This is a genomic window from Actinomadura sp. ATCC 39365, from assembly GCF_054392275.1.
The window spans coordinates 10871849-10896988 of sequence record NZ_CP184335.1 but is presented as its reverse complement, the minus strand read 5'-3'; the positions used below and the strand labels follow the sequence as shown (position 1 = coordinate 10896988).

Genomic DNA, 25140 nt, shown 5'->3' with positions numbered 1-25140 from the left:
CGTAGCCTGCTGATCGTGAACGCCACCCAACCACCCGGCAGGCCGACCGCCGAGCAGATCGAGCGCACGCTCGTCGGCATGCCGGCCCGCCACACCCGCGCGCAGGTCGCGGCCGGGGCCGGGGTGTCGCAGGAGCTCGCCCAGCGCATCTGGCGGGCGCTCGGCTTCGCCCAGTTCCCCGACGACGCCGTGGCGTTCAGCGACGCCGACGTGGCCGCGCTGCGCCGGGTGCGCAGCCTGCTCGACGGCGGCCTGCTCGACGAGCAGACCGTCATCCGCATGGCCCGCGCGCTCGGCCAGACCACCGCCAGGCTGGCGCAGTGGCAGGCCGAGATCGTGATCGGCACGATGGTCCCGGACTCACGCACCGACGCCGACCTGAGCGGCGTCCTCGACACGGCCAAGGCCCTCCTGCCCGACTTCGAGCACCTGCTGGTGCACGTCTGGCGGGCCCAGCTCGCCGCCGCCGGCACCCGCCTGCTGGCCGTCGCCGACGACCAGGACGAGCGGGGGCCGGCCCGCGTGTCGATCGCCGTCGGCTTCGCCGACCTGGTCTCCTTCACCCGCCGCTCGCGCGAGCTGGACGAGCGGGCGCTGGCCTCGCTGGTCGAGGGCTTCGAGTCGCGCGCCGCCGACGTGGTGGCCGCGCACGGCGCGCGGCTGGTCAAGACGCTCGGCGACGAGGTGCTGTTCACCGCGCCCGCCCCGGCCCAGGCCGCGGCCATCGCCCTCGACCTCGCCGACAGCCTGGAGCTGCGCATAGGCATGGCGTACGGGCCGGTCGTGCCCATGATGGGCGACGTGTTCGGCACCACCGTCAACCTGGCCGCCCGGCTCACGGCCATCGCCAGGCCGGGCACGATCCTGGTCGACTCCGAGCTGGCCGAGGGCCTGGCCGGAGCGCCGGACGGGATCGAGGTCCACAAGATCAGGAGGCGGCCGGCAAGAGGGCTCGGCGTGGTCCAGCCCTATGTCTTGCGGAGATCATCCTCCTGACACAAGATGGCTGCCATGCCGTACGAAGTGCAGGGCGTGATCGCCCGCGGTAAGGGCCAGGAAGTTTCGCTGGAGACGGTGGTCGTCCCCGACCCCGGGCCGGGCGAGGCGGTGGTGAACGTGCAGGCCTGCGGGGTCTGCCACACCGACCTGCACTATCGCGAGGGCGGGATCAACGACGACTTCCCCTTCCTGCTGGGCCACGAGGCGGCGGGCACGGTCGAGGCCGTCGGCGAGGGCGTGACCGGGCTGGCGCCCGGCGACTTCGTGATCCTCAACTGGCGCGCGGTGTGCGGCCAGTGCCGCGCCTGCCTGCGCGGCCGGCCGTGGTACTGCTTCGCCACCCACAACGCCACCCAGAAGATGACGCTCAAGGACGGCACCGAGCTGTCGCCCGCGCTCGGCATCGGCGCGTTCCTGGAGAAGACGCTGGTGGCGGCCGGCCAGTGCACCAAGGTGTCGGCCGAGGCGCCGGCCCAGGTCGCGGGCCTGCTGGGCTGCGGCGTGATGGCCGGCATCGGCGCGGCGATCAACACCGGCGGCGTGACGCGCGGCGACAGCGTGGCCGTGATCGGCTGCGGCGGGGTCGGCGACGCGGCGGTCCTGGGGGCGTCGCTGGCCGGGGCGTCCCGGATCATCGCCGTCGACGTCGACGACCGCAAGCTGGAGTGGGCCCGCGGGTTCGGCGCGACGCACACGGTCAACTCGCGGGAGAACGACCCGGTCGAGGCGATCCGCGACCTGACCGGCGGGTTCGGCGCGGACGTGGTGATCGACGCGGTCGGCCGGCCGGAGACGTACGAGCAGGCGTTCCACGCCCGCGACCTGGCCGGCACGGTGGTCCTGGTGGGCGTGCCGACGCCGGAGATGCGGCTGGAGCTGCCGCTGCTCGACGTGTTCGGCCGCGGCGGCGCGCTGAAGTCGTCCTGGTACGGCGACTGCCTGCCCTCGCGGGACTTCCCGATGCTGATCGACCTGTTCCTGCAGAACCGGCTGCCGCTCGACCGGTTCGTCACCGAGACGATCGGGCTCGACCAGGTCGAGGAGGCGTTCGCGAAGATGCACCGCGGCGAGGTGCTGCGCTCGGTGGTGGTCCTCTGATGATCGACCGCGTCATCACCTCCGGCACGTTCTCGCTCGACGGCGGCACCTGGGCGGTCGACAACAACATCTGGCTGGTCGGCGACGCGCGCGAGGTCGTGATCATCGACGCCGCGCACGACGCCGACGCCATCGCCGCGCGGGCCGGCGGCCGCCGGGTCAAGGCCATCGTGTGCACCCACGCCCACAACGACCACGTCAACGCCGCCGCCCGGCTGGCCGAGCTGACCGGCGCGCCGATCCGGCTGCACCCGGCCGACCAGGTGCTCTGGGAGCAGGTGTACGGGCCGGAGGTGGCGTACACGCCGCTGGCCGACGGCGAGAAGATCTCGGTGGGCGGCGTGGCCCTGGAGGTGCTGCACACGCCGGGCCACTCGCCGGGCGCGGTCTGCCTGCACGCTCCCGACGCGGGCGTGCTGTTCAGCGGCGACACGCTGTTCAAGGGCGGGCCGGGGGCGACCGGGCGGTCGTACTCGTCGTTCGACACGATCATCGAGTCGATCGCCGGGCGGCTGCTGTCCCTGCCGCCCGAGACGGTCGTGCACACGGGCCACGGCGACTCCACGTCCATCGGGGCGGAGGCGCCGCACCTGGAGGAGTGGCGGGCGAGGGGTCACTGACCTGCGGGGTCAGGTGATTGTGACGCCTCTAACATAGGCAAGCCTTACCGAAGTGAGCTATCTTAGGTGTGCCTAACCTAAAGGCGTCCCCTTCATGCTCGCTTGAGAGGCCTGTCCCCGGATGTATGTATGCATTTGTCGTGCTGTGACCGAGAACGAGGTCCACGACTGCATCGCCTCCGGGGCGAAGAGCGCGAAACAGATTCGCGACACCACTGGGGCTGGTGGGGACTGTGCCCGTTGTGTACGGAAGATCTGTGCGATCCTGAAGCAGTCTGAAGAACTGACGACCGCATAGCCGCACCGCGACGAGGGGCCCGTTCATGCAGGGCGACAAGCAGATCATCGAACTCCTCAACGAACAGCTGACCGCCGAGCTCACGGCGATCAACCAGTACTTCCTGCACGCGAAGATGCAGGAGAACTGGGGATACACCAAGCTGGCCAAGCACACGCGCGACGAGTCCTTCGAGGAGATGCGCCACGCCGAACGGCTGACCGACCGCATCCTGTTCCTCGAAGGGCTGCCCAACTACCAGCGCCTCGGCACGCTGCACATCGGCCAGACCGTCGAGGAGCAGCTCAAGGCCGACCTCGAGGTCGAGCTGGCAGTGGTCGAACGGCTGCGCCCGGCGATCCAGCTGATGAGGGAGAAGGGCGACATCACCTCCGCCCGCATCTTCGAGGACATCCTCGAGGACGAGGAGGAGCACATCGACTACCTGGAGACCGAGCTGGGCCTGATGCGCAGCCTGGGCGAGCAGCTCTACCTCGCCCGCTACGCCGAGCCCCACTCCGTCGACGACTAGAGCCCCCCGTTCTCTCCGGCCCCGCCGCCCGCACGGGCAGCGGGGCCGTCGTCTTTCCCGCCGCTCCCGGGCCGCTCCCGGGCCGCTCGTGGCGGCCTGACGGATACTGGGGGAGGCGAGCCCAGGACACCTGTGAGGGAGTGGTCTGCATGCTCTATCTCTTCGGCTTCGAGCGCATCGGCGTGGCCGTCGGCGACCTGTACTTCGTCGACCCCGCCCCGGGAGAGCACCAGGAGGGCGCCGAGCACGGCGTGCGCCTGGAGATCCGCAGGCTCGCGCCGGGCGAGCTCAAGGGGTCGATCTACTCGGCCCGTCCCATCGTCGTCGATCAGCTCATCTGGCGGGTCGACCTGCTGGAGTCGGTCGACGGCACGCCGGGCAGCTTCGACCGTACGCACCACCACCCGGGCTCCAGCGGCTGGGAGCCCGACCGGCGGGTGTTCGACGAGGAGCTGTCGGCCGAGCCGCTGAAATGGCTGGGGGAGCGGCTGGCCGACCTCGACGGCGTGCTGCGGCAGTCGGGCGTCGATCCCGCCGAGGTCGGCGCGGACGACGCGGCCGGCCTGCGGGAGACCGCCCCCGAGATCGTCGACACGGTCCGCCGCCTGCTCGACCGGGTACGCGCCGGCGAGCTCGGCACCGCCCCCGCCGGCGGCCCGGCCGATTCCGTCCGGTCGAGCTGGCTCTGAACGGCACGTTCCAGGCATTCCGGCGCCCGGATCGGGGTATCACGCTCCGGGCGCCACGCCCGGCGCCACGCGTCCCGCGGATGCGGGCGTACGTGGTGTGATGGGAACGCCTGGAGCGCTTTGTGTTTTCCCCTCGATAATCGCGGTAATTTAATCACGACTAACCCTTATTTAGCTTCGTTTGCCCAGGTCAATGGATAGGTCAACGACAAGTCAAACCGCGCGCTGTGCCCGGGAAACGATCGCCTAAGGTCCTACGATCGCTTCATGACCTGCGTACTTCTCGCCGAGGATGACACCTCGATCTCCGAGCCACTCGCGCGTGCGCTACGCCGCGAGGGCTATCAGGTAGAGGTGAGCCCCGACGGCCCGCAGGCCCTGGAGAGGGCCCTGTCGGGCGGCATCGACCTCATCGTTCTCGACCTCGGGCTGCCAGAGATGGACGGTCTGGAGGTCGCCCGCCGGATCCGTGCCGAGGGGCACGGCACCCCGGTTCTCATACTCACGGCCCGCGTCGACGAGGTGGACACCGTCGTCGGCCTCGACGCCGGCGCCGACGACTACGTGACCAAGCCGTTCCGGCTGGCCGAACTGCTCGCCCGGGTGCGCGCGCTGCTGCGGCGCGGCACCTCCGAGACCCCGGTCGTGCAGGGGGTCCGCATCGACGCCGACTCCCGCCGCGCCTGGATGGGGGAGAAGGAGCTGCACCTGACGACCAAGGAGTTCGACCTGCTGCGGGTCCTGGTCCGCGACGCCGGCAAGGTCGTCACCCGGGAGCAGATCATGCGCGAGGTGTGGGACACCAACTGGTGGGGTTCGACCAAGACCCTCGACATGCACATCTCCTGGCTGCGCCGCAAACTCGGCGACGACGCCGCCAAGCCCCGATACATCACGACCGTCCGGGGAGTCGGCTTCCGGTTCGAACGCGAGTAGGCGCATGCGCCGTCGACTGCTCTCCTCCACACTGGTCGTCGCGGTCATCGCGGTCCTGTTGCTGGGGGTCCCCCTGGGCGTCGTGGTCAGCCGCCTGATCGTCGACGAGGCGGCTCAGGAGCTCGGGGCGGAAGCCAAGCGTCTCGTGGGCGAGGTCGAGTACGCCCGGGTCCAGGAGACCCCGCTCGACCCGCAGCAACTGGAGCAGAAGTACCCGGGCAGGTACATCCAGATCTGGGAACGCGGAACCCCTCTGCGGGTGACCGTCGTCGGCACCGCGCCGGCGTCGGGTCACCTGATGACGGAGGACGCGCAGACCAACACCGGTGTCTACGTCCGGATAAGTCGTGATCGGGATCAGGTCGAGCGCGACGTCCGGGCCAGACTGCTGCTGATCGTGGCGCTGGCCGTCGCGGCGCTCGCGGTGGCCGTCAGCCTGGCCGTCGTACAGTCACGCAGACTGACGCTGCCCCTGCAGGACCTGGCGAAGATCGCCGAGCGGCTGGGGTCGGGCGACGCGCGGCCGAGCAAGCACCGCTACGGCATCCCCGAGCTGGACCGCGTGGCCCAGGTACTCGACCGCAGCGCCACCCGTATCTCCGACCTGCTCACCCGCGAACGCGAGTTCGCCACCGACGCCTCCCATCAGCTCCGCACGCCCCTGACCGGCCTGACCATGCGCCTGGAGGAGATCGTCGCCGCCTCGAACGAGCCGGAGGTCGTCCGCGAGGAGGGCGAGGCGGCCATCGTGCAGGCCGAGCGCCTGACCGCGGTGATCGACGAGCTGCTCGCGGCGGCCCGTCGCCAGCGCCACGCCCAGGCCGAGCCCGTCGCCATCGACGAGGTGCTCATCCAGCAGATCACCGAGTGGGAGCCGGTCTTCCGCGAGGCGGGCCGCACGTTGCACCTCGACGGCACCCGCGGCCTGAAGGCGATGGCCACCACCGGCGGCTTCGGCCAGGTCATCGCCTCGCTGCTGGAGAACTCCCTGCGCCACGGCGGCGGCACGGTCACCGTCACCAGCACCTGCGGCGACAACTACATCGTGATCGAGGTCGCCGACGAGGGCCCCGGCATCGCCGACGAGATCGCACCCAAGATCTTCGAACGGAACGTCAGCGGCGGCGGAGGCACCGGCCTCGGGCTCACCCTCGCCCGCGCGCTGGCCGCCGCCGACGGCGGACGGCTGGAGCTGGTGCGCCGCCGGCCGGCGACGTTCGCCATCTTCCTGCGCCCGGCCGAGGAGGACAGCAGGAACCGCGTGGTCAGCGGTCCTGCCTGACCTCGGGCAGCTCGACCGGGATCGGCTCGGTGGCCTCCAGGAACACCCACTTCTTGTACGACCAGTAGCGGAACAGCGTGCCGAGGCCGACGCCGGCGAAGTTGGCGATGTTCAGGCTCAGGCCGTCGTGCAGGTGGAGGGTGTACTTGGTGAAGCCGATCACCAGCAGGCCGAACAGCAGGGCGACGCCGTTGAGCAGGAAGAACAGGAAGTATTCGCGGCCGAGGCCGCTCTGCTCGCGGTGGCGGAAGGTCCAGAAGCGGTTGCCCAGGTACGCGAAGGTCGCCGAGATCGTGGTGGCGAGCACCTTGGAGGTGAGGGGGCCCCACTCGAAGCCGAGCAGGAAGAGGTTGTAGACACCCGTGTCGAGCAGAAAGGCGACGGCCCCGATGCTCCCGAATTTGGCCAGTTCGTGAACCAGGGACTCGAACCGCTGGTAGAGGCGCTTGGCAAACTCCACGTCCGCGCTCGGTCCTTTCCCTAGTCGAGACTGACCACCTCAGCGTACCGGCGATGTCGTACGACCGGTGTCAGGGGGCCGAACATACCCCGCAAAGACGACTTCTAAAAATATCGCCTTATGAGCGGCATTTCCGAAAGATCGGCATTACGCTGCCGTTCAGATCGCGGGCCCGCCCGCGATGTCGGACCTGCCGCTCCAGACGGCCGCCCTCCCGGGAGCCACCTGTGCCGCTTCGACTGCTCGCGTTGGCCCTGGCCCTGCTCACCGCGGGCTGTGGCGCGACCGGCGGCGCCCCGGTGCTCCAGGAGGACCGCACGCCTGCCCCGGCAGCCGCGCCACGGGTCGACCCGGCGACCGCCGAGCAGGCGTTCTCGCTGCTGCGGCAGCTCGACGGGGCCTGGCAGCGGCGGGACTGCGCCGCCGTACGGGAGCTGACCACGTGGGCGGAGCGGACGCTGGACGGCCGTGCCTGCGAGGCGACCCGGAACGGCCGTCCAGCCCGTCCCGCCGACCCCGTCTACGTGCTGCCCGACGCTGGCGACTGGTTCGCCGCGCTGGCCCGCGAGCCCTCGCCCGCGTACTACCTGTTCTTCCTGGAGGACGGCCGCTGGCGGCTGGGCGCTGGCCCGGTCCCTGTGCCCGGCGAGCCGGGGCGGGAGGCCGCCGAGGCGCCGTCGGCGCTGGTCAGGCAGGCCCGGCTGGTGCCGCAGCGGCACCTGACGTACCTCACCGACCCGGCCGGGGTGGCGGGCGTGCGCTTCCCGGCGGGGGATCCGCTGCGCGGGCTGCTCAAGGACGTCACCGCGAACAGCGCCGACGTCGAGCTGTTCGGCACGCGTACCCTCGCGATCCCGGTGGCCGCCGGGTCCGTCCTGGTGTTCGACGCCCTGCGGCTCACGTACGAGGGAGGGCGCACGGATCTGGTGGTGATGGCCAGCCTCGTCGGCGCGGGCAACCGGATCAGGACACTCGGGCTGCGCCGGGCACGTGCCGGTTGACAACGGCGAGGTAGTCGTTCCGTCCCGGTAAGCTCACCTCACGTGAGTTCCTACAGTCCCATCGGGCCGGTCGTCGGCATCGTCGGCGCCGGTCAGCTCGCCCGGATGACGCAGCCGCCGGCCATCGCGCTCGGGGTCGAGCTGCGGGTGCTGGCCGCCGCCCCCGGGGAGAGCGCCGCACGAGTGATCGTCGACACCCAGGTCGGAGACTACCGCGACCTGGCCGACCTGCGGGCGTTCGCCCAGGGCTGCGACGCGATCACGTTCGACCACGAGCACGTGCCGACCGAGCACATCAAGGCCCTGATCGCCGACGGCCACGCCGTGCACCCGGGCGCCGACGCGCTCGTGCACGCCCAGGACAAGGCGGTCATGCGCGAACGGCTGACCGCGATCGGCGTGCCCTGCCCCGCCTGGGCCCGGGTCGCCTCGGCGGATGACGTCGCGGCCTTCGCCGCCGAGTACGGCTGGCCGGTCGTGCTGAAGTCGGTGCGCGGCGGCTACGACGGGCGCGGCGTGTGGGTCTGCCGCGCCCCCGACGACGTGGCCGAGGCGTTCGCCACCGGCGTCGAGCTGATGGCCGAGGCGTTCGTGCCGTTCGAGCGGGAGCTCGCGGTGCTGGTGGCCCGCTCGCCCCACGGGCAGGGCGTCAGCTACCCGGTCGTGGAGACCGTGCAGCAGGACGGCATCTGCGTCGAGGTGCTCGCCCCCGCCCCCGGCATGGACCCCGAGGAGGCCGCCGTCGCCCAGCGCATCGGCCTGAAGATCGCCCACGAGCTGGGCGTGACCGGGCTGCTGGCGGTGGAGCTGTTCCAGACCGCGGACGGCCTCGTGGTGAACGAGCTGGCCATGCGCCCCCACAACAGCGGCCACTGGACGATCGAGGGCTCCACCACGTCCCAGTTCGAGCAGCACCTGCGGGCCGTGCTCGACCTGCCGCTCGGCTCGCCCGCGATGACCGCCCCCGTCGTCGTCATGGCCAACCTGCTGGGCGGCGACGACCCCGACCTGTTCAAGCGCTACGAGCACGTGCTGGCCCACGATCCCGGCATCAAGCTGCACTTCTACGGCAAGGAAGTGCGTCCGGGCCGCAAGATCGGCCACGTCACGGCCCTGGGCACCGACCTCGACAAGGTGCGCGCCCGCGCCCGCCACGCCGCCGTCTACCTCATGACCGGGGAGTACACGTGACAGAGCGAATCGGGATCGTCATGGGGTCGGACTCCGACTGGCCCGTGATGAAGGCCGCGGCCGAGGCCGTGGCGGAGTTCGGGGTGCCGTTCGAGGCCGACGTCGTCTCGGCCCACCGCATGCCGGTCGAGATGATCGAGTACGGCCGGCAGGCGGCCTCCCGCGGCATCCGGGTGATCATCGCGGGGGCCGGCGGGGCGGCGCACCTGCCCGGCATGCTCGCCTCGGTGACGCCGCTGCCGGTGATCGGGGTGCCGGTGCCGCTGAAGTACCTCGACGGGATGGACTCCCTGCTGTCGATCGTCCAGATGCCGGCCGGGGTGCCGGTGGCCACGGTGGCGGTCGGGGGCGCGCGCAACGCGGGGCTGCTGGCCGTCCGCATCCTCGGGGCCTCCGACGCCGGGCTGCGCGAGCGCATGGAGGAGTTCCAGGGGCGTCTCAAGGAGCAGGCGTACGCCAAGGGGGAGAAGCTGCGCGCGGAGGCCGCGGAGCTCTGAGCAGGCAACTCAGGGCCGTCCAGGGGGCAGGGGTGTCCTTCCCGGGCGCCTGGTCGGCTCTTTCCTGAGCGCCCGGTTCCTTGTGGTGAGGGGACCCGGGCGCTCGGAGAGGTGCCGCGGTGGCGTTACGGGCGGCCGAGTGCCCGGTAGTGCCAGCCGGCCGAGCGCCACACCTCGGAGTTGAGCGCGTTGCGGCCGTCGACGATGCGCCGGGTCGCGACCACCGCGCCCAGCTCCTCCGGATCGAGCTCCAGGAACTCTTTCCACTCCGTCAGCAGCAGCACCACGTGCGCCCCGCGGACCGCCTCGACGGCCGACTCGCCGTAGTTCAGCTCCGGGTGAGCCTTACGAGCGTTGTCGAGCGCGATCGGGTCGTAGACGGTGACCTGTCCGCCCTGGTGGCCGATCGTCACGGCGACGTCCAGGGCGGGGGAGTCGCGAATGTCGTCCGAGTTCGGCTTGAAGGCCGCGCCCAGCACGCCGACCGTGCACCCGTGGAACGAGCCGCCCGCCAGCTCCCTGGCCAGGTCGACCATGCGGGCGCGGCGGCGCATGTTGATCGCGTCGACCTCGCGCAGGAACGTCAGCGCCTGGTCGGCCCCCAGCTCGCCGGCCCGTGCCATGAAGGCCCTGATGTCCTTGGGCAGGCAGCCGCCGCCGAAGCCGAGCCCGGCGTTGAGGAAGCGCCCGCCGATGCGGTCGTCGTACGAGAGCGCCTCGGACAGCTGCTTGACGTCGGCGTGCGCGGCCTCGCAGACCTCGGCCATGGCGTTGATGAAGGAGATCTTGGTGGCGAGGAAGGCGTTGGCCGCCGTCTTGACCAGCTCCGACGTCGCGAAGTCGGTCACCACGAACGGGACCTCCCCGAGCGGCGCGTACACGTCGCGCAGCACCTTCTCGGCCCGCTCCGAGCGCACGCCGAGCACGATGCGGTCGGGGTGGAGGGTGTCCTCCACCGCGAAGCCCTCGCGCAGGAACTCGGGGTTCCACGCCAGCTCGACGCCGACGCCCGCCGGCGACAGGCGGGCGAGCTTGTCGGCCATGCGCTCGGCGGTGCCGACCGGCACAGTGGACTTGCCGACGACCAGGCACTCGCGGTCGAGAAGCGGTGCGAGCGACTCGATGGCGCTGTCCATGTACGACACGTCCGCGGCGTACTCGCCCTTCTTCTGCGGTGTGCCGACGCAGACGAAGTGCACGTCACCGAAGGCGGCGACCTCTTCGTAGGAGCTGGTGAAGCGAAGGCGTCCGGAGTCGAGCCCACGGCGGAGCACGGGTTCCAGCCCGGGCTCGTGGATGGGGAGCTCACCGTTGTTCAGGCGGCGGATCTTGTCCGCGTCAATGTCGAGGCCAAGGACTTCGAATCCGAGATCCGCCATGCAGGCCGCATGCGTGATGCCCAGGTATCCGGTCCCGATCACCGTGAGGCGATATGGCACGAGCGAGCTCCTTTCGATCGCCAGGCATGCTACCGGCCTTCGCTACCTCCTTCGTGCCACCTGCGTCTGTTCGCAAACCGTACTAGCTGGTAACAAAGTGCTCGGACGTCCTAGTATCTATGCATGAGCTTCCCTCTCTATGCGCCCGCCGAAGAGCACGACATGCTCAGGGAGACGGTCCGCGCCCTGGCCGACGAGAAGATTGCGCCGCAGGCCGCGGCCGCCGACGAGTCCGAAGAGTTCCCCTGGGACGTCTACAAGGCCCTCGTCGCCGCCGACCTGCACGCCGTGCACGTTCCCGAGGAGTACGGGGGCGCCGGGGCGGACGCGCTGGCCGCGGTGATCGTCATCGAGGAGGTCGCGCGGGCCTGCGCGTCGTCCTCGCTCATCCCGGCCGTGAACAAGCTGGGCACCGTGCCGCTCCTGCTCTCGGCGTCCGAGGAGCTCAAGCAGCGTTACCTGGCGCCGGTGGCGCGGGGCGAGGCCATGTTCTCGTACGCGCTGTCCGAGCCGGAGGCGGGCTCCGACGCCGCCGCCATGAAGACCCGCGCGGTCCTCGACGGCGACCACTACGTGCTCAACGGCACCAAGATGTGGATCACCAACGCCGGCGTCTCCGAGTACTACACGCTGATGGCCGTGACGGACCCGTCCGCCGGCGCCCGGGGCATCTCCGCCTTCGTGGTGGAGAAGTCCGACGAAGGGGTCTCCTTCGGGCCCAAGGAGAAGAAGCTCGGCATCAAGGCCTCGCCGACCCGCCAGGTGATCCTGGAGAACGTGCGCATCCCGGCGTCCCGCATGATCGGCGAGCCCGGCACCGGCTTCAAGACCGCCCTCGCCACCCTCGACCACACCCGCGTCACCATCGCCGCCCGGGCGCTGGGCATCGCCCAGGGCGCCCTCGACTACGCGGTCGGCTACGTAAAGGAGCGCAAGCAGTTCGGCCGCCCGATCGGCGACTTCCAGGGCCTGCAGTTCATGATCGCCGACATGGCGATGAAGCTGGAGGCCGCCAGGCAGCTGACGTACCGCGCCGCCGCCAAGAGCGAGCTGGCGATGCACGGCCGGCCGCAGAAGGACCTGACGTTCCTGTCGAGCGCCGCCAAGTGCGCCGCCTCGGACGCCGCCATGGAGATCACCACCGATGCGGTGCAACTCCTGGGCGGGTACGGGTACACGAAGGACTTCCCGGTGGAACGCATGATGCGCGACGCCAAGATCACCCAGATCTACGAGGGCACCAACCAGATCCAGCGCATGGTGATGGCCCGCCAGCTCCTCAAGTAGCCCCTGACGTGCGAGAACCCCGCCCGCCGTTCGACTGGGGCGGGGTTCGCTGTTCTGTGGTCGTGAGCCTGACGATCACTGTTCCGGTGCCTGACGGCCGCGCCGCGAGCTGTGGCGATCCTGGATTCTGGGGTTTTTCGGTCAGACGAAGCCTTCGGCGACGAGGTGTGGGCCGTGTTCGTCGATGATGTGGCGTTGGCCCGATCCTCCGACGACGCGGCACCAGCTTTCCACGGTCAGGCTGCCTTGCTCCAGTCGGTAGCTGAAGCCGCCGTACATGCCGGGGACGGGGAACCAGCAGCCCGGGTGTCGTTGCTCGGTGAGTGGTTCCAGTTCGGGGAGGCGTAGCCGGTGTTCGGTGACCAGGTCGTCGGCGCGTTCGTGGATCAGTGCGTGGAAGTGGCGCTGGATCAGCCTCAGGGTTTCGGCCGGCAGGCGGTGGTGGATGACCGGGGTGAGCGGCGTCAGGAGGTGGGGGTGGCCCTGGCGGGTGGCGATGTCGATCGCCCGTTCTCCTTGAGCCGTGCGGAGCGTGCGCCAGGCGCCGCGGGCGGTCAGCCGGTGAACGACGTCGGCGTCGGCGCCGTGCCAGGCGGCCTGGTGGAGTGGGGTGTATCCGCTGGTGCCGCCGACTCTGCCGACGTTGACCCAGTCGGGATGTTCCTCGAGCAGCTCGAAGACTGTGGACCAGGCGCCGTCACGTGCGGCGTCGGCCAGTTCGTCGCGTCCTTCGACCAGCCGGTCCTTGTAGGTCGACCGCAGAGTGACGCCGTCCCATGTCGAAGCCTTGTCCTGGTCCATGCAGCCCCTGTCCGCTCGGTCACGGAGAAACACCAAGCTACGTCACGACGCGTCTAGGCTGGAGCTGCTTCTGAGGAGGTGGCCGGGGTGACGTTGACCGAGGTGATGGCCGAGCTGGCCGCGCTTGAGGATCCCAAGGCGCGCGAGGTGAACGAGAGACACGGCGACGATCACGGCGTGAACCTCGGCAAGCTGCGTGCCCTGGCCAAGCGGCTGAAGACGCAGCAGGAACTCGCGCGCGGCCTCTGGGAGACGGGTGACACCGCGGCGAGGTTGCTGGCGACGCTGGTCTGCCGTCCGAAGGCGTTCGAGCGGGACGAGTTGGACACGATGGTGCGTCAGGCGCGTACGCCCAAGGTGCGCGACTGGCTCGTGAACTACGTGGTGAAGAAGAGTCCGTACGCCGAAGAGCTGCGGGTGGCCTGGTCCGCCGATCAGGATCCGCTGGTCGCGAGCGCCGGGTGGGCGTTGACCGTCGAGCGTGTGGCGAAGAGGCCGGAGGGGCTCGACCTGGTGGGGCTGCTCGACGTCATCGAGGCCGGGATGAAGGACGCCCCCGATCGCCTGCAGTGGGAGATGAACAACTGCCTGGCGCACATCGGGATCGAGCACGCCGAGCACCGCGCCCGTGCGATCGACATCGGTGAGCGCCTGGAGGTGCTCAAGGACTATCCGACGTCCCCGGGGTGCACGTCGCCGTTCGCGCCGGTGTGGATCGCGGAGATGGTACGCCGGGAGCAGGGCGGGGCGGCGGCTCCTTAGACGATGGGCCCGGTGTCCGTTTTCAGGGCGATTTGAAGGCTCAGGTCGCGCGGGTGTCAGCATGGTTCGCCATGGACATCGACGGCTTCTGGGAACTCATCGAGCGGTCCGGTCGTGCGGCCGGGACGAAGGACGCGCGGCTCGCGTGGATGCTGGAGGAGCTTTCCGGCCGTTCTCCGGAGGAGCTGATCGACTATCAGTGCCAGTGGACGGGCGTTCAGGCGCGCGGTTGCACCATGGATCTGTACGCCGCCCATTGGTTCGTGTTCGGCAGTGGATCGCTGGACGGTTTCGAATACTTCGTGAGCTGGCTCATCAGCCTCGGGCGAGAATCGTTCGAGAAAGTCGCCGACTGCCCCGACCTGCTCATCGAACTGCCTCAGGTGTTACGTCACCTGGATCTCAAGAGGGCGTATTACAGCTCGAAGGGGGTTCGCTCGCGGGACATGCAGCGTCGTCTTGAGGAGGAGTGGCCGGAATTCGAGCTGCTGGCCTACGTCGCGCATGAAGCCTACGAGAGGATCACCGGCTCAGGTTCGGGGGCGTTGTACGAGGCCGTTCATGAGCGCGGTGTTTTCAGCGGCTTCCCTTTGATTCCGGCGCTCGGGAGCGTCCCGGACGGCGAGCAATGGGATTTCGACGACCCGCGGGAATTCGTGCGGAGGTTGCCGCGCACAGCTCGTCATCGAGGGTTGTGAAGGGCGGGAAGGAGTTTCGTCCATCACCCGGGATCCGCGCGGGTCCAGGGCGGAGAGTTCTTCGGAGTGCCGGAAAACGTGACGCGTGTAAAGCGCGATGGCCGGGGCGTTGCCGGGTTTGACGGAAAGTCGCAGGGCCCGGCTCGACGCCGTCCGCCGTCTTGATCGGGACGCCGCCGGCCATCCCGGCCAGTCGTCGGGCATCTCGGCTGCGCAGTTGTTTCGGCCGTGCCCGCCGACGGCGAGGACGGGCAACGGGATTCGCCGCCGGAGGGAGCCGTGTTACGACGTGCGGTCGGTGCCGGCGCTTTCGCGGCTCCAGATCTGCCGGGCGCGGGGGAGGTCCCTGATGGTGCCGCCTTCCGGGATCATGCCCCAGAGGAAGGGGATCAGGTAGGCGGGCGGGCCGCCCAGGAGTGCGGTCAGTTCGTCCTCGGTGACGGCGAGGGTGAACCGGGGGCCCGGTCGCGCGGGGGCCCAGCCCTGTTCGAGTGCGCGGCGGACGCATGCGGCGACGAGCGGCGGGCGGATCGCGATCGTCCGGGCTCCCCGCCAGTTGTCCGGCCGGGCGCAGGGGAGTGACACGAGCAGGACGCGGCCGGGGGCCTCGTCGCGTTCGACGACGAAGGTGAGCGGGGCCGCGGTGCTGCCGTCGCCGAAGGCGGGTCTGTGGCTGACCCGCCAGCGGAAGGCGGTGCCGTCGACCGTGATGAGCCGCGAGCCCTTCCTGGGCATCGTCATGGGCGCCTCCGGGTGCTGCCTTCGCGGCAAGTGCGTGCGGGACGGTCGCCAGCGTAGCCCGCCGCCGTCTGCGGGCAGGTGCGGTCCGGGGGAGGTGTGGACCGGTGCGGGGTCTCCGACCGGTCCTCGGTGTGTTCGCCGTCCATGCGGGTGCGGGGGTGTGCGGTTGCGGGACGTGCCGGGATGCCGGGGTGTGTGGTTGCGGGACGTGCCGGGGATGCGGGGCGGGGTCAGCCGCTGGTGTCCTCCGAAGGGCCTTCCGGCTTCTGGGAGTTCAGCCAGGTGTGCACGGCCGAGGTGCCGGTGATCCAGAGCGCCGCGAAGCCGCCGGAGGCCGTCGCGCCCGCCATGATGGCGCCGGCGACCGTGCTGCCGTTCCCTGTGGCGAGCAGGCCGGCGACGACACCGACGAGCAGCGCGAGCAGGGCGCCGCTGACCGCCGACCAGATGAGGGTTGCCTTGCTCATTCGTGTCCCCTTGCCGTACGGGCTTGTTCGTTGACGTAGGAGTACCAGCGGGGCTCGGGGGCACGTCCGCACAATTGATCGTTCCGGCCATGATCGCGCTTGCCTCGGACGTATTCGGACGACATCGGATGGATTCGGCCGAGAAGGGGTGAAGGGGCGGATGTGTGTGATGCGCCTGGCACCCTGACAAGACCGACTTATGGCACTATGGCTGCTTATCTCAACGCAACGAGAAGGTGGCGCCTGCCCGTCTTCTCGAAATGCCACTTCCACTCTTAAACCGGACAACGGTGTCCGAACCGGGGCGGCTCATGAAAGATGTCGATCAGGGCGAAGATCACCTTGCTGTGCTCGTGACACGTCTGAACAGATTGCGTGAAATCGAATGCGGAAACCCCTCGCTGAAACGGATCGAAAAAGTCGCGCTCGCCCTTTTGGCCGAAGACCCCGAACGAAACAGATGGCGCCGGCCGTTGCCGAAGTCGACCGTGTCCGACCTGCTGAACGGCAGGTCGCAGAAAGTGCCGGATTTCATGCTGATGCGGACCATCGTCGAGGTGTGCCAGGTGATCGCGGTGAAGTCCGGCATGCCCATCGAGTCCGTGGAGGAGCTGACCGCCGAGTTCAGCGCCCTGTGGCAGGCCGCCAAGGCCGAGGCGGGGGAGGCCGCGCGACGCCGGAACGGGTCGCCGCCCGCCGCCCTGACCGGCGGGGACGTCCTGGAGCCCGCGCCCGGTGAGCAGTCGTCCTGGCGGCCCTCGCCCATGGAGCTGCGGGTTCCGCTGCATTGGGGACGTCTGGGCATGTTCCGGCTGCGGTCGGCGGAGAGGGGCGACGCCAGGGCCGCCCACGAGCTGGCCGTCCTGCTGGCCTGCGAGGCGTGCGGCGCGGGTGGGAAGGAGGCCGAGCACTGGCGGCGGCTGGCCACGTACTGGAACCACCGGGCACTCGGCGCGGTACCGGAGGCGGCGGGTTTCCAGCTCCGCGGACGCCGGCTGGTGGTGATGGCCAGGGCGCTGGCCGAGAAGTACGCCGAGGCGGGCAAGCCCAGCTCGACGTACTTCTGGAAGGCCGTGCGGCAGGCGGAGACGTCCGTGCGGACGGTGGAGGCGCGGCAGGAGGCGGAGGTCGGCTGACGCCTCCGAGAGCCCGGCACGCCCCACGGTCAGCGGGTCAGGACGCGGACGTTGCCGTACGTGCTGCGGGCGAGGATGGTCCTGGAGCTGGACTTCGTGCTCTTGATGTCGGAGTGTTCGGAGCCGTCCGCGCTCTCGACCGTCACCCGGTAGGAGTCCTTTGGCACGCGGACGGTCACGCCGCCCTCGCGCGACTTCAGGTCCAGGTCCGCGGGCGGCGCGGCGAAGGCCAGGGAGATCGAGCCGTCCAGGGTGCGTCCGCGCACGCTGGACGACCGCAGCCCGTCGCCCTGGATCGTGCCGGAGTCGGTCAGCAGGCGCAGCTTGCCCGAGGTGTCCTTGACCTCGATGCGGTCGCCGCTGGAGACGTCGACGTCCTGGGTGAGGCCGTTCAGGATGACGCCGTCGGGGGAGTCGATCGTCAGCCGCACCCCGGCCGGGACCCTCACGTGGTAGCGCGCGCCGCAGTCGCCGACGATGAGGGTGCAGTCGGCGCTGAGCCGCAGCACGCCGTCGCGCAGCGACCAGGAGGGGCTGGTGGACGCCTTGCCGCGCGTCCAGCGCCGCACCTCGACGGCCGGGCTGGAGGCGGGCAGCACCCGCACCCCGCCCAGCGAGGACGTGATCTTCAGTTCGGCCCCCGTGAACGGGAACGTCCGGACGGCGGGCACCTCATCGCTGTCGAAGCGCACACTGCACCCGGTGACCGCCAGGATTGCCACGATTACCAGCAAAAGCCTCATGGAAACGATCGTGGCGAAGCGGCGGCGCAGGCCCATCGGCCGTTCGACCGATGGCCCTCCGCCATTCGGCCATTGGCCCCACGGCCCCGACGCGGGCGCGCCGGTGAAACGACAGCCCCGACGCCGGAGCGCCGGTAAACGACAGCCCCGACGCCGGTGAAGCTACAGCGCCGACAGCAGGGCGTGCACGTGCGGCAGGGGATCGCGCCCCAGCGGCCGGACGACCACCGTCCGCGCGCCCGCCGCCCACATGCTCCTGACCTGGTCCGCCGCCTGCTCGGGGGTGCCGGCCGCCATGACGACGTCGTGCGGCGACACGCCCAGGAACGCCGCCTGGTCCCGGACCACGGGATGGGCGAGCCGGTCCGCCTCCTCGCCGATGTGCAGGAAGGTGAAGACGCCCAGCTCGTGGTCGTCGCCCCCGGCGATCCGCTCGACGATGCCGGGCAGCTGCGCCGGGCCGACGCCCTCCGGCACGATCGTGCCCTGCGCGACGCGCCCCGACAGCGCCAGCGAGCGCGGCCCCTTCACGCCCGCCAGGACGGGCGGCGGCACGGCCGGCGGATGCACCAGCGACACGCCGTCGAGGTGCACCGCCTTGCCGTGCAGGGTGACCGTCTCGCCGCGCAGCAGGGCGCGTACGGCCGTGATCGTCTCCTCCAGCAGGGCGAGCGGCGACGGCACGGCGGCGCCCGCCTGGCGCATCCACTCCTGCACGCCGTGCCCGATGCCCGCGGCCAGCCGGCCGGGATGCATCCGGGCCAGGTTGCCGATCTCCATCGCCAGCAACATCGGGTTGCGCAGCGGCGCGGGGGTGATGCCGATGCCGACGCGCAGCCGGGACGTGACGGCCAGCGCGGTGGCCGCCGCGGAGACGCCGCCGGTCCAGCCCAGGTCCTCCACCACCCACAGGTCGTCCACGGCGGTCTCGTCGAGCGCCCGGGCGAACGGGATCAGCTCCTCGGGCGGCAGGTCCCGGTCGAACATCACGCCAAGTCTCACGAAGCCCTCCAGTAGTAGCGGAACAGCCGGCCGACCTCCGAGTATCCGGCACGCAGGAAGGCGTTGGCGGTAGGCGTGTTGCCCACGTCGGTCCCGGCGACGATGCGCCGGACGCCGGCCTCGGCCAGCGTGCGCGTGCCGTGCGCGAGCAGGTCGTCGACGTAGCCGTGGCCGCGGTGCTCGGGCACCACGCCGATGTAGGCGATGGAGTGGTCGTCGGGCGCGACCAGGCCGACGGGCGTGCCGCCGAGGTGGCCGACGACGAACCAGTCGGGCTTGGCCTTGCGGTTGACCAGGTCGTCGTACATCCAGCGGGCCTCCTGCGCGGCGCCCGCGGTGGCCAGCTCGACCTGGGTGTCGTGGTCGAGTGAGCCCTCGGAGATGCGCATGAGCAGGGCGAGCACCTCGTCCGGGTGCAGGTCGCGGGCCGGCCGGTACGTCAGCCGGCCCGGATCCGGCGGCACGTCGGCGCCGGCCGTCCAGGCGAGCGTCAGCCGTTCGACCTCCATGACGAACCCGGCCTCGGTCAGCGCCTCGTGCTCCACCGCGCGGTCCACGACCGGGGTCAGGCCGGGCGGGAGCGAGATGTCGTGCATGATCTTCCCCAGGCCCGTCTCGCGCAGGCCGCGGCGCAGCAGCGCGGCCGCCGCCGCGGGGTCGGGGCCGGGCTCGAACTGCCAGACGATCACCGGGTCCGCGCCCGCGAAGGGGGCCCAGAACGCCAGGCGCGCCCGCCCTTCCGCGAAACACCACTCCGGCCGGGTCCTGCCCTCGGCGAAGGCCGTGGCGAGCTGGGAGCGGGCAGGCTCGGGGAACTCATCGAACAACGTGCGGGCCTCCGGACGTGAGAGGGATCTTCCCGCGAGCCTACGAGCCGACGGCTCCGGGAGGATGTGCCCTCAATGACATCACGTCCATGATCCGGGCCGAACGCCGTCAGGCGGCCGGATCGAGGGCGGCACGGGCCTCGCCGAGCGAGGCGCTGGTCTCGAAGTGCCGGTCGAGATTGGTGATCGTCAGCAGGTGGCGGATCATGCCCGGCCCGAGGACAAGGATCATGCGTCCTCTCATGTTCTGGACGTGGCTGAGCGTCTCCACCAGCACGCCGAGGCCCACCGAGTCGCAGAAGGGCACCTCGGTCAGGTCCATCACCAGATTGAACGGATCAGCCGCCGCCAGCGCCTGATCGAGTTCGGCGCGAAGCCGAGGAGCGCCCGCCACGTCGAGATCGCCGACGACGTGCAGGACGGTACAGGGGTCCTCCCGCCATGACTTGACCACCATGACAATCACGTGCCCTGGCTTTACCTAGTTATGCCTATTTCTTGCATATGTTCTCCATGGCGGTCTTGGTGGTCGGCGTGGCGCTCGGCTTGCTCGCCGGAGTGTCGGGCTGCTTGAGTTTCTTGATCTTCGGCTGGTCGCTGCCGGCGATCACCTCGACGCCCTCGACGTCGGCCTGCCGCAGCTCCGCGCCCGGGATGACGGACGCCACCAGGCGGGCGGCCGCCTCCTGGCCGGCGGCGTAACGGACGAGGGTCTGCTTGTGGTCCTTCTTGCCGGTGTTGCCCGGCTCGCCGGGCACCTTGAACCCGGAGGCCACCAGCGCCGACTTGGTACGCGCCCCCAGCCCCGTGATGAGCGTGCCGTTCATGACCTTGACCGTGACGCTCTCCGGCGGGACCACGGTCTTGACCGGCGACGGCGTGGCCGTCTTGGTCGGCACGGGCTTGGCGAGGTCCTGGTCGGCGTCGATGCGGCGGAACATGTCGCGGGCCGCCGGCCGGTCCCACAACACCGCCGACTCGCCGGTCGGGGCCTTGAAGTCGACGTTCGCGAGCGGCACGTCGGCGAAGCGGACGTCCTCCAGCGAGACGTCGCGCAGCTGGGTGGCCAGCCCGATCAGCCCGTCGTCTGGGTCGACCTTCACCGTGCTCAGCGTGGAGTTGACGAACGCGGCGAGCTTGGCCGGGTTGGCCAGCGTGTCGGCGCTCAGCGCCCGGTTGAGCAGCGCGGAGATGACCTGCTGCTGCCGGTCGATGCGGTCGAGGTCGGAGCGGGCGGTGGCGCGGGTGCGGGCGTAGCCGAGCGCCTGGGCGCCCTGGAGCTGGTGGGTGCCGGCGAGCAGGTTGAGGCCCGTCTTGGGGTCGTTGATCGGGATGGGCGTGCAGACGGTGACGCCGCCGAGCGAGTCGACCACGTCGATGAAGCCGAGGATGTTCACCTCGATGTAGCGGTTGATCTCCAGCCCGGTGGCGGCCTTGACGGTCTGCATGGTGAGCTTCGGCCCGCCGAACTGGTAGGCCGAGTTGATCTTGTGGTCGCCCTTGCCGGGGATCGTCGTCCAGGTGTCGCGCGGCAGGCTCACGACGGTGACGCGCTGGTGGTCCTCCGACAGGTGGATGACCATCATCGTGTCGGTGCGCTGGCCGGACTCGCGGCCCAGCTTGAGCTGGTTCTGCTGCTGCCGGGTCAGGTCGTCGCGCTTGTCGACGCCGACCAGCAGGATGTTCTCGGCCCCCTGGGACTTGGGGGCGGTCACGCCCGCGTCGACCGTGCCGATCTGGCGCGGGGTCGCCCACACCACGCCGGTGGTGACCAGGATGCCCGTGGACAGCAGGCCGGCGACGACCACGTTGCGGCGGCGGGCCTTGGCGCTCCGCACGGGCCTGCGTGGACGGGTGGCAGGAGTGAGCTTGACGCCGCCGTAGGCGTCGCCGCCCACCAGCACGCCGCCGTCCTCCTCGCCCGCTTCGCGCATGCCCTCCTCCTCGGATCCGCCGGGGACACCGGGGCTTTCGATTGCCCTTCTCCCCTGGTCGTACAGTAGCGTGAGCCCCGCCATGAAGCAGTTCCCCGACTCGCCGCACGCGCCCGCGGAGACGCGCGGCTGGCCCCCCATCTCCGTCGTCATGCCGGTCCTCAACGAGGAGCGGCACCTTCGCGAGGCCGTCGACCAGGTCCTCGCCCAGAGCTACCCCGGTGAGATCGAGGTCGTCCTCGCCGTGGGTCCGTCCCAAGACCGCACCCAGGAGGTCGCCGACGCCATCGCGGCGGCCGACCGCCGGGTGACCGTGGTGCCCAACCCGACCGGTCGCACGCCCAACGCGCTCAACGCCGCCATCGCCGCCGCACGCAACGGCATCATCGCCAGGGTCGACGGGCACGCCATGCTGCCCTCCGACTACCTGCGCGTCGCCGTCGAGACGCTGGCCGAGACCGGCGCCGACAACGTGGGCGGCGTCATGGCGGCCGAGGGCGTCACACCGTTCGAGCAGGCCGTGGCCTGCGCCATGACCTCCAAGATCGGCGTCGGCGCCGCAGCCTTCCACGTGGGCGGCACCGCGGGCCCGGCCGACACCGTCTACCTCGGCGTGTTCCGCCGCTCGGCGCTCGACCGGGTCGGCGGCTACGACGAGCACTTCCAGCGGGCTCAAGACTGGGAGATGAACCACCGCATCCGCCAGACCGGCGGGCTGGTCTGGTTCCAGCCGCGGATGCGGGTCACCTACCGTCCGCGGCCCAACGTCAAGGCGCTGGCCAAGCAGTACTTCCACTACGGCCGCTGGCGGCGCGTGGTCGCGCGCACCCACGAGGGCACGATCAACCTGCGTTACCTGGCCCCGCCCGCCGCGGTGCTGGCCATGGCGCTGGGGCTGGTGCTGTCGCCGTTCTTCCCGCTCACGCTCGTCGTCCCCGGCGGCTACGCGCTGGCCATCGTGGCCGGCTCGGCGGTCACCGGCAGCGGGCTCCCGGGCGCGGTCAAGCTGCGGCTGCCCCTCGTCTACGCAGCCATGCACGTCTCGTGGGGCTGGGGCTTCCTCACCAGCCCGCGAAGACTGTCCAGGCCGCCACACTGATCACGAGCCCGCGAAGACCCGCTCGACGGCCGCGTCGAAGCGGGTCAGCGCGTCCGGGTACTCCGGCCCGAGCAGGTAGCTCCTGAGCTTGATCCTGGCTCGGGCCAGGGTGTCCTCACCGTCCAGGAAACCGGCGAGGGCCGCGAGGTCCTCGCCGAGGAGCACCCCCGCCTCGGTGCTCGGGTAGCGCTCGTGGAAGTCGCGCTCGGTCAGCCCGGCGACGTTCGTCACGGCGTACGGCTTCTCGCTGGCCAGGAAGTCGGCCACGACGCTGGAGATGTCGCTGATCAGCAGGTCGCACTCGTTGAAGCAGTCGTACAGGTGCGGACTCTCGCCGGTGACGATCAGGTGCCTGATCTCCGGCGCCCCGCCGGGGCTCGACGGATGCCTGGCCTTCGACTTCGCCAGCTCGGCCGCCTCGATCATCGACACGATCCTGCGGTGCGCCCGCGCGGCGCTCTTGTCGCGGTGGCCGGTCAGCGGGTGCGGCTTGTAGATGATCCGCAGCTGCGGGTCGTGGTCCAGCAGGGCGCGCACGATGCGCGGGCCCATGGTGATCAGCGACGTGTGGAACAGGTCGTCGTTCCAGCCCTCCCAGGTGGGGGCGTAGAGCACGGTCCGGTACGGCAGCCCGGGACCCTCGGTCGAGATGCCCTCGAGCTGCGGGCGGCCGACCTCGTGGATGCTCTCGTCCCGGACGCCCACGCGGGCGCGCCGGTAGCGGTCGCGACCGGCCGGCCCGGCCACCCACACCTCGTCGTACACCCGCGAGAACGGGTTGAACGACGCCTCCTTGTCGCTGTCGCCGTGGTTGAGGAACACGCTGCGCAGGGTCGGGATGCGCAGCATGTGGACGTTGCGGCCGACGTTGGAGACGTACAGGCAGAGCTTGGCGCTGAACAGGGCGCGGAAGCTCATCAGGTCGGCCGAGGACGGGATGCACACCATCGGCAGCGTCGTCGACTCCAGGTGCCTGGCCATGCCGCGCTCGCGCAGCACGACGATGGCCCGCCTGCCGATGCGTTCCAGGGTGGGCAGCCACATCCTGGCCTGGTAGGCGGCGGCCGTCGCGCCCGAGAAGTACAGGATGACCTCCGGGTCGTAGGCCCTGACCTGCTCGCCCACGACCTCCAGCACCCTCGCCCGGTCACCGAGCGGCCGGGTGCGGCGCACGTACGGGAGGAGCGCCAGCACGCCCGCCACGCCGAGCAGCAGCGCCACGCCCGCGCCGGCCGCCCCGGCCGCCGCGCCGAACGTCGCGCCGAGCACCGGCAGGGCGTCGAGCCCGAGGAAGCGCACGCCGCGGTGGCCGCCCAGGAACGGGGGCGGCATCTTGGGGATGCGCAGCGCGGACACGTCGAGGTTGCGGGTGGTCACCGGCATGCTGCTCAGCGTCTGCCGCAGGCGGATGGCCAGGCCCGAGTGCGCGGCCCGCGCGCCGTGCAGCGCGAACAGCCCGGCGGCCAGCGCCACGAACCACGGCGAGTCGGCTCCCGACACCCGCGCCACCAGCAGCAGCGCGGCCGTCTCCCTGGCCGCGAACCGCAGCGTGGTCCCGAGGTGCATCCGGCTGAGCAGCTCGGTCAGCCCGCCGTCCAGGCGTCCCGCGGCGAACTCGACGGCGTAGGAGACCACGGCGACCAGCCCGAACAGCAACGGCGCCGGCCACAGCGCCGACGCCAGCAGGACGGGGTAGCAGCCGAGCAGCGCGCCGATCGCCAGCAGTCTTCTCATGCGACCGCACGGTAACAACCCGCAGGTCAAGGGCCTTCCACGCGAACGTCTACGACATGCCCGGACACGTCAGGAGATGGACCCCCTGATCGCGAAGAGCTGCTCGGCGATCCGCAGGTCGTCCGGATGGGTGACCTTGATGTTGCGCTCGCTGCCGGGGACCAGGTGGATGGGCACCTCGGGCAGGTAGCGCAGCACCACGCCGCAGTCGTCGGTGGCCGGGCGCTCGGCGAAGCCCGGATCGGCCAGGGCCCGCTCGTACGCCTCGCGGATCACCGAGAGCCGGAAGCACTGCGGCGTCTGGCTGCGGCGCAGCCGCGAGCGGTCGAGGACCTCGCCGATCACCTCGCCGTCCGGGCCGGGCACGGCGACCAGGACCGTGTCGGAGCTCGGGATCGCCACGTTGACGGCCCGGTGGGTACGCAGCGCCGCCACGCACTCGGTTATGATCCGCGGCTCCAGAAGGGGCCGTACGGCGTCGTGCAGCAGCACGTCGCACTCCTGCGTGCCCAGCGCCCGCAACGCCCGCCACGTGCTCTCCGTACGGCTCCGGCCGCCCTCCACGATCTGGGTGACCTTGCGGTGGCCGCCGTTCGCCACGATCTCCTTCACCCGGTCGGTGTAGCCGGGCGTCATCAGCACCACGATCTCGTCGATCTCCGGCGCCTGCTCGAACACCGCGATCGAGTGCTCCAGGATCGTCCGCCCGGCTACTTCGATGAGTTGTTTGGGTATCTCATGTCCGACCCGCTGCCCCACGCCTCCCGCGAGGAGCACTCCGACCGACCGCCGCGCTGCATCCATGTCGGCAGCGTAACGGTCCTGTTCCGTGATATCGCGCGCCCCTGTCGCTACGCTGTGTCCACGCACTCCCTACCGGGAGGAGAC

Annotated in this window: 28 protein-coding genes; 16 read left to right on the top strand and 12 right to left on the bottom strand. The window is 70.6% G+C overall.

What is annotated here, in order from left to right; genetic code table 11:
* The first annotated feature begins 15 nt into the window (after positions 1-15).
* The 8 genes from ACNF49_RS51975 (at position 16) to ACNF49_RS51940 (ending at position 6433) form a co-directional block, all read left to right on the top strand.
* On the top strand, positions 16-996 hold the full coding sequence (locus tag ACNF49_RS51975) for an adenylate/guanylate cyclase domain-containing protein (protein WP_482942268.1): 981 nt from the start codon (positions 16-18) through the stop codon (positions 994-996).
* Positions 997-1011: 15 nt separating this feature from the next.
* Positions 1012-2097 carry an S-(hydroxymethyl)mycothiol dehydrogenase gene (locus ACNF49_RS51970; RefSeq protein WP_357970053.1) on the top strand — a complete coding sequence of 362 codons (1086 nt, stop codon included), beginning with the start codon at positions 1012-1014 and terminating at the stop codon, positions 2095-2097.
* Complete coding sequence (locus ACNF49_RS51965; RefSeq protein WP_482942267.1) at positions 2097-2717, top strand: MBL fold metallo-hydrolase; 621 nt, start codon at positions 2097-2099, stop codon at positions 2715-2717. The genes ACNF49_RS51970 and ACNF49_RS51965 overlap by 1 nt, the downstream gene beginning before the upstream one ends.
* A gap of 121 nt (positions 2718-2838) precedes the next feature.
* The gene (locus ACNF49_RS51960; RefSeq protein ID WP_125632481.1) at positions 2839-3015 is read left to right on the top strand and encodes a (2Fe-2S)-binding protein; all 177 of its coding nucleotides are present in this window, start codon (positions 2839-2841) and stop codon (positions 3013-3015) included.
* 25 nt (positions 3016-3040) lie between these two features.
* A complete protein-coding gene (gene bfr / locus ACNF49_RS51955; protein WP_357970057.1) occupies positions 3041-3526 on the top strand; it encodes a bacterioferritin in 486 nt (161 codons plus the stop codon).
* A gap of 149 nt (positions 3527-3675) precedes the next feature.
* Positions 3676-4215: a hypothetical protein gene (locus tag ACNF49_RS51950; protein ID WP_357970059.1), complete on the top strand. Its 540-nt coding sequence runs from the start codon at positions 3676-3678 to the stop codon at positions 4213-4215.
* Between the two features lie 267 nt (positions 4216-4482).
* Positions 4483-5151, top strand: coding sequence for a response regulator transcription factor (locus tag ACNF49_RS51945; RefSeq protein ID WP_043620820.1), 669 nt, complete (start codon positions 4483-4485; stop codon positions 5149-5151).
* A gap of 4 nt (positions 5152-5155) precedes the next feature.
* Positions 5156-6433 carry an ATP-binding protein gene (locus ACNF49_RS51940; RefSeq protein ID WP_352361812.1) on the top strand — a complete coding sequence of 426 codons (1278 nt, stop codon included), beginning with the start codon at positions 5156-5158 and terminating at the stop codon, positions 6431-6433.
* Here ACNF49_RS51940 and ACNF49_RS51935 read toward each other — a convergent pair.
* Positions 6417-6893, bottom strand: coding sequence for a GtrA family protein (locus ACNF49_RS51935; protein WP_357970062.1), 477 nt, complete (start codon positions 6891-6893; stop codon positions 6417-6419). The two genes, ACNF49_RS51940 and ACNF49_RS51935, sit on opposite strands and share 17 nt — an antisense overlap.
* Before the next feature lie 227 nt (positions 6894-7120).
* Here ACNF49_RS51935 and ACNF49_RS51930 point away from each other — a divergent pair, with 227 nt between their 5' ends.
* Genes ACNF49_RS51930 through purE form a run of 3 tightly spaced genes read left to right on the top strand, consistent with a single transcriptional unit; the run spans position 7121 to position 9582 of the window.
* Complete coding sequence (locus ACNF49_RS51930) at positions 7121-7894, top strand: hypothetical protein (RefSeq protein WP_482942266.1); 774 nt, start codon at positions 7121-7123, stop codon at positions 7892-7894.
* 42 nt (positions 7895-7936) lie between these two features.
* Entirely contained in the window at positions 7937-9085 is a 1149-nt protein-coding gene (locus ACNF49_RS51925; protein WP_482942265.1) for a 5-(carboxyamino)imidazole ribonucleotide synthase, read from the top strand.
* A gap of 20 nt (positions 9086-9105) precedes the next feature.
* On the top strand, positions 9106-9582 hold the full coding sequence (purE, locus tag ACNF49_RS51920) for a 5-(carboxyamino)imidazole ribonucleotide mutase (protein WP_357702729.1): 477 nt from the start codon (positions 9106-9108) through the stop codon (positions 9580-9582).
* A 125-nt stretch (positions 9583-9707) separates the two neighbouring features.
* Here purE and ACNF49_RS51915 read toward each other — a convergent pair whose 3' ends face one another.
* The gene (locus ACNF49_RS51915; protein ID WP_357970070.1) at positions 9708-11021 is read right to left on the bottom strand and encodes a UDP-glucose dehydrogenase family protein; all 1314 of its coding nucleotides are present in this window, start codon (positions 11019-11021) and stop codon (positions 9708-9710) included.
* 123 nt (positions 11022-11144) lie between these two features.
* Between ACNF49_RS51915 and ACNF49_RS51910 the strand changes: the two genes are divergently transcribed.
* Positions 11145-12308 (top strand): acyl-CoA dehydrogenase family protein, encoded by a 1164-nt coding sequence (locus ACNF49_RS51910; protein ID WP_482942264.1) that lies wholly within the window; start codon positions 11145-11147, stop codon positions 12306-12308.
* 141 nt (positions 12309-12449) lie between these two features.
* Here the strand turns inward: ACNF49_RS51910 and ACNF49_RS51905 are convergent, their stop codons facing one another.
* Entirely contained in the window at positions 12450-13109 is a 660-nt protein-coding gene (locus tag ACNF49_RS51905; protein WP_482942263.1) for an ankyrin repeat domain-containing protein, read from the bottom strand.
* 105 nt (positions 13110-13214) lie between these two features.
* Here ACNF49_RS51905 and ACNF49_RS51900 point away from each other — a divergent pair, with 105 nt between their 5' ends.
* Both ACNF49_RS51900 and ACNF49_RS51895 read left to right on the top strand, forming a co-directional pair.
* Positions 13215-13871: a DNA alkylation repair protein gene (locus ACNF49_RS51900; RefSeq protein ID WP_357970665.1), complete on the top strand. Its 657-nt coding sequence runs from the start codon at positions 13215-13217 to the stop codon at positions 13869-13871.
* Positions 13872-13942: 71 nt separating this feature from the next.
* A complete protein-coding gene (locus ACNF49_RS51895) occupies positions 13943-14569 on the top strand; it encodes a DUF4240 domain-containing protein (RefSeq protein WP_482942262.1) in 627 nt (208 codons plus the stop codon).
* A gap of 282 nt (positions 14570-14851) precedes the next feature.
* Here the strand turns inward: ACNF49_RS51895 and ACNF49_RS51890 are convergent, their stop codons facing one another.
* Entirely contained in the window at positions 14852-15310 is a 459-nt protein-coding gene (locus ACNF49_RS51890; RefSeq protein WP_482942261.1) for a hypothetical protein, read from the bottom strand.
* Between the two features lie 230 nt (positions 15311-15540).
* Complete coding sequence (locus ACNF49_RS51885) at positions 15541-15777, bottom strand: hypothetical protein (protein ID WP_357970129.1); 237 nt, start codon at positions 15775-15777, stop codon at positions 15541-15543.
* A 488-nt stretch (positions 15778-16265) separates the two neighbouring features.
* Between ACNF49_RS51885 and ACNF49_RS51880 the strand changes: the two genes are divergently transcribed.
* Entirely contained in the window at positions 16266-16913 is a 648-nt protein-coding gene (locus ACNF49_RS51880; protein WP_482942260.1) for a hypothetical protein, read from the top strand.
* Between the two features lie 29 nt (positions 16914-16942).
* On the opposite strand, the gene ACNF49_RS51875 is transcribed toward ACNF49_RS51880, so the two are convergent.
* From ACNF49_RS51875 to ACNF49_RS51855, 5 genes are all read right to left on the bottom strand, one after another.
* Entirely contained in the window at positions 16943-17656 is a 714-nt protein-coding gene (locus ACNF49_RS51875) for a DUF4097 family beta strand repeat-containing protein (RefSeq protein WP_482942259.1), read from the bottom strand.
* A gap of 162 nt (positions 17657-17818) precedes the next feature.
* Complete coding sequence (locus ACNF49_RS51870; RefSeq protein ID WP_357970137.1) at positions 17819-18658, bottom strand: LLM class flavin-dependent oxidoreductase; 840 nt, start codon at positions 18656-18658, stop codon at positions 17819-17821.
* Positions 18655-19485 carry a GNAT family N-acetyltransferase gene (locus ACNF49_RS51865; RefSeq protein WP_482942258.1) on the bottom strand — a complete coding sequence of 277 codons (831 nt, stop codon included), beginning with the start codon at positions 19483-19485 and terminating at the stop codon, positions 18655-18657. Before ACNF49_RS51865 ends, ACNF49_RS51870 begins: the two co-directional genes overlap by 4 nt.
* 109 nt (positions 19486-19594) lie before the next feature.
* Complete coding sequence (locus tag ACNF49_RS51860; protein WP_357970142.1) at positions 19595-19942, bottom strand: STAS domain-containing protein; 348 nt, start codon at positions 19940-19942, stop codon at positions 19595-19597.
* A 34-nt stretch (positions 19943-19976) separates the two neighbouring features.
* Complete coding sequence (locus ACNF49_RS51855; protein ID WP_482942257.1) at positions 19977-21419, bottom strand: LCP family protein; 1443 nt, start codon at positions 21417-21419, stop codon at positions 19977-19979.
* An 82-nt stretch (positions 21420-21501) separates the two neighbouring features.
* Between ACNF49_RS51855 and ACNF49_RS51850 the strand changes: the two genes are divergently transcribed.
* Positions 21502-22518 carry a glycosyltransferase family 2 protein gene (locus tag ACNF49_RS51850; protein ID WP_482942256.1) on the top strand — a complete coding sequence of 339 codons (1017 nt, stop codon included), beginning with the start codon at positions 21502-21504 and terminating at the stop codon, positions 22516-22518.
* Here ACNF49_RS51850 and ACNF49_RS51845 read toward each other — a convergent pair whose 3' ends face one another.
* Positions 22519-24252, bottom strand: coding sequence for a CDP-glycerol glycerophosphotransferase family protein (locus tag ACNF49_RS51845; protein WP_357970149.1), 1734 nt, complete (start codon positions 24250-24252; stop codon positions 22519-22521).
* Between the two features lie 69 nt (positions 24253-24321).
* Positions 24322-25056, bottom strand: coding sequence for an IspD/TarI family cytidylyltransferase (locus tag ACNF49_RS51840; RefSeq protein ID WP_357970151.1), 735 nt, complete (start codon positions 25054-25056; stop codon positions 24322-24324).
* Between the last annotated feature and the right edge of the window lie 84 nt (positions 25057-25140).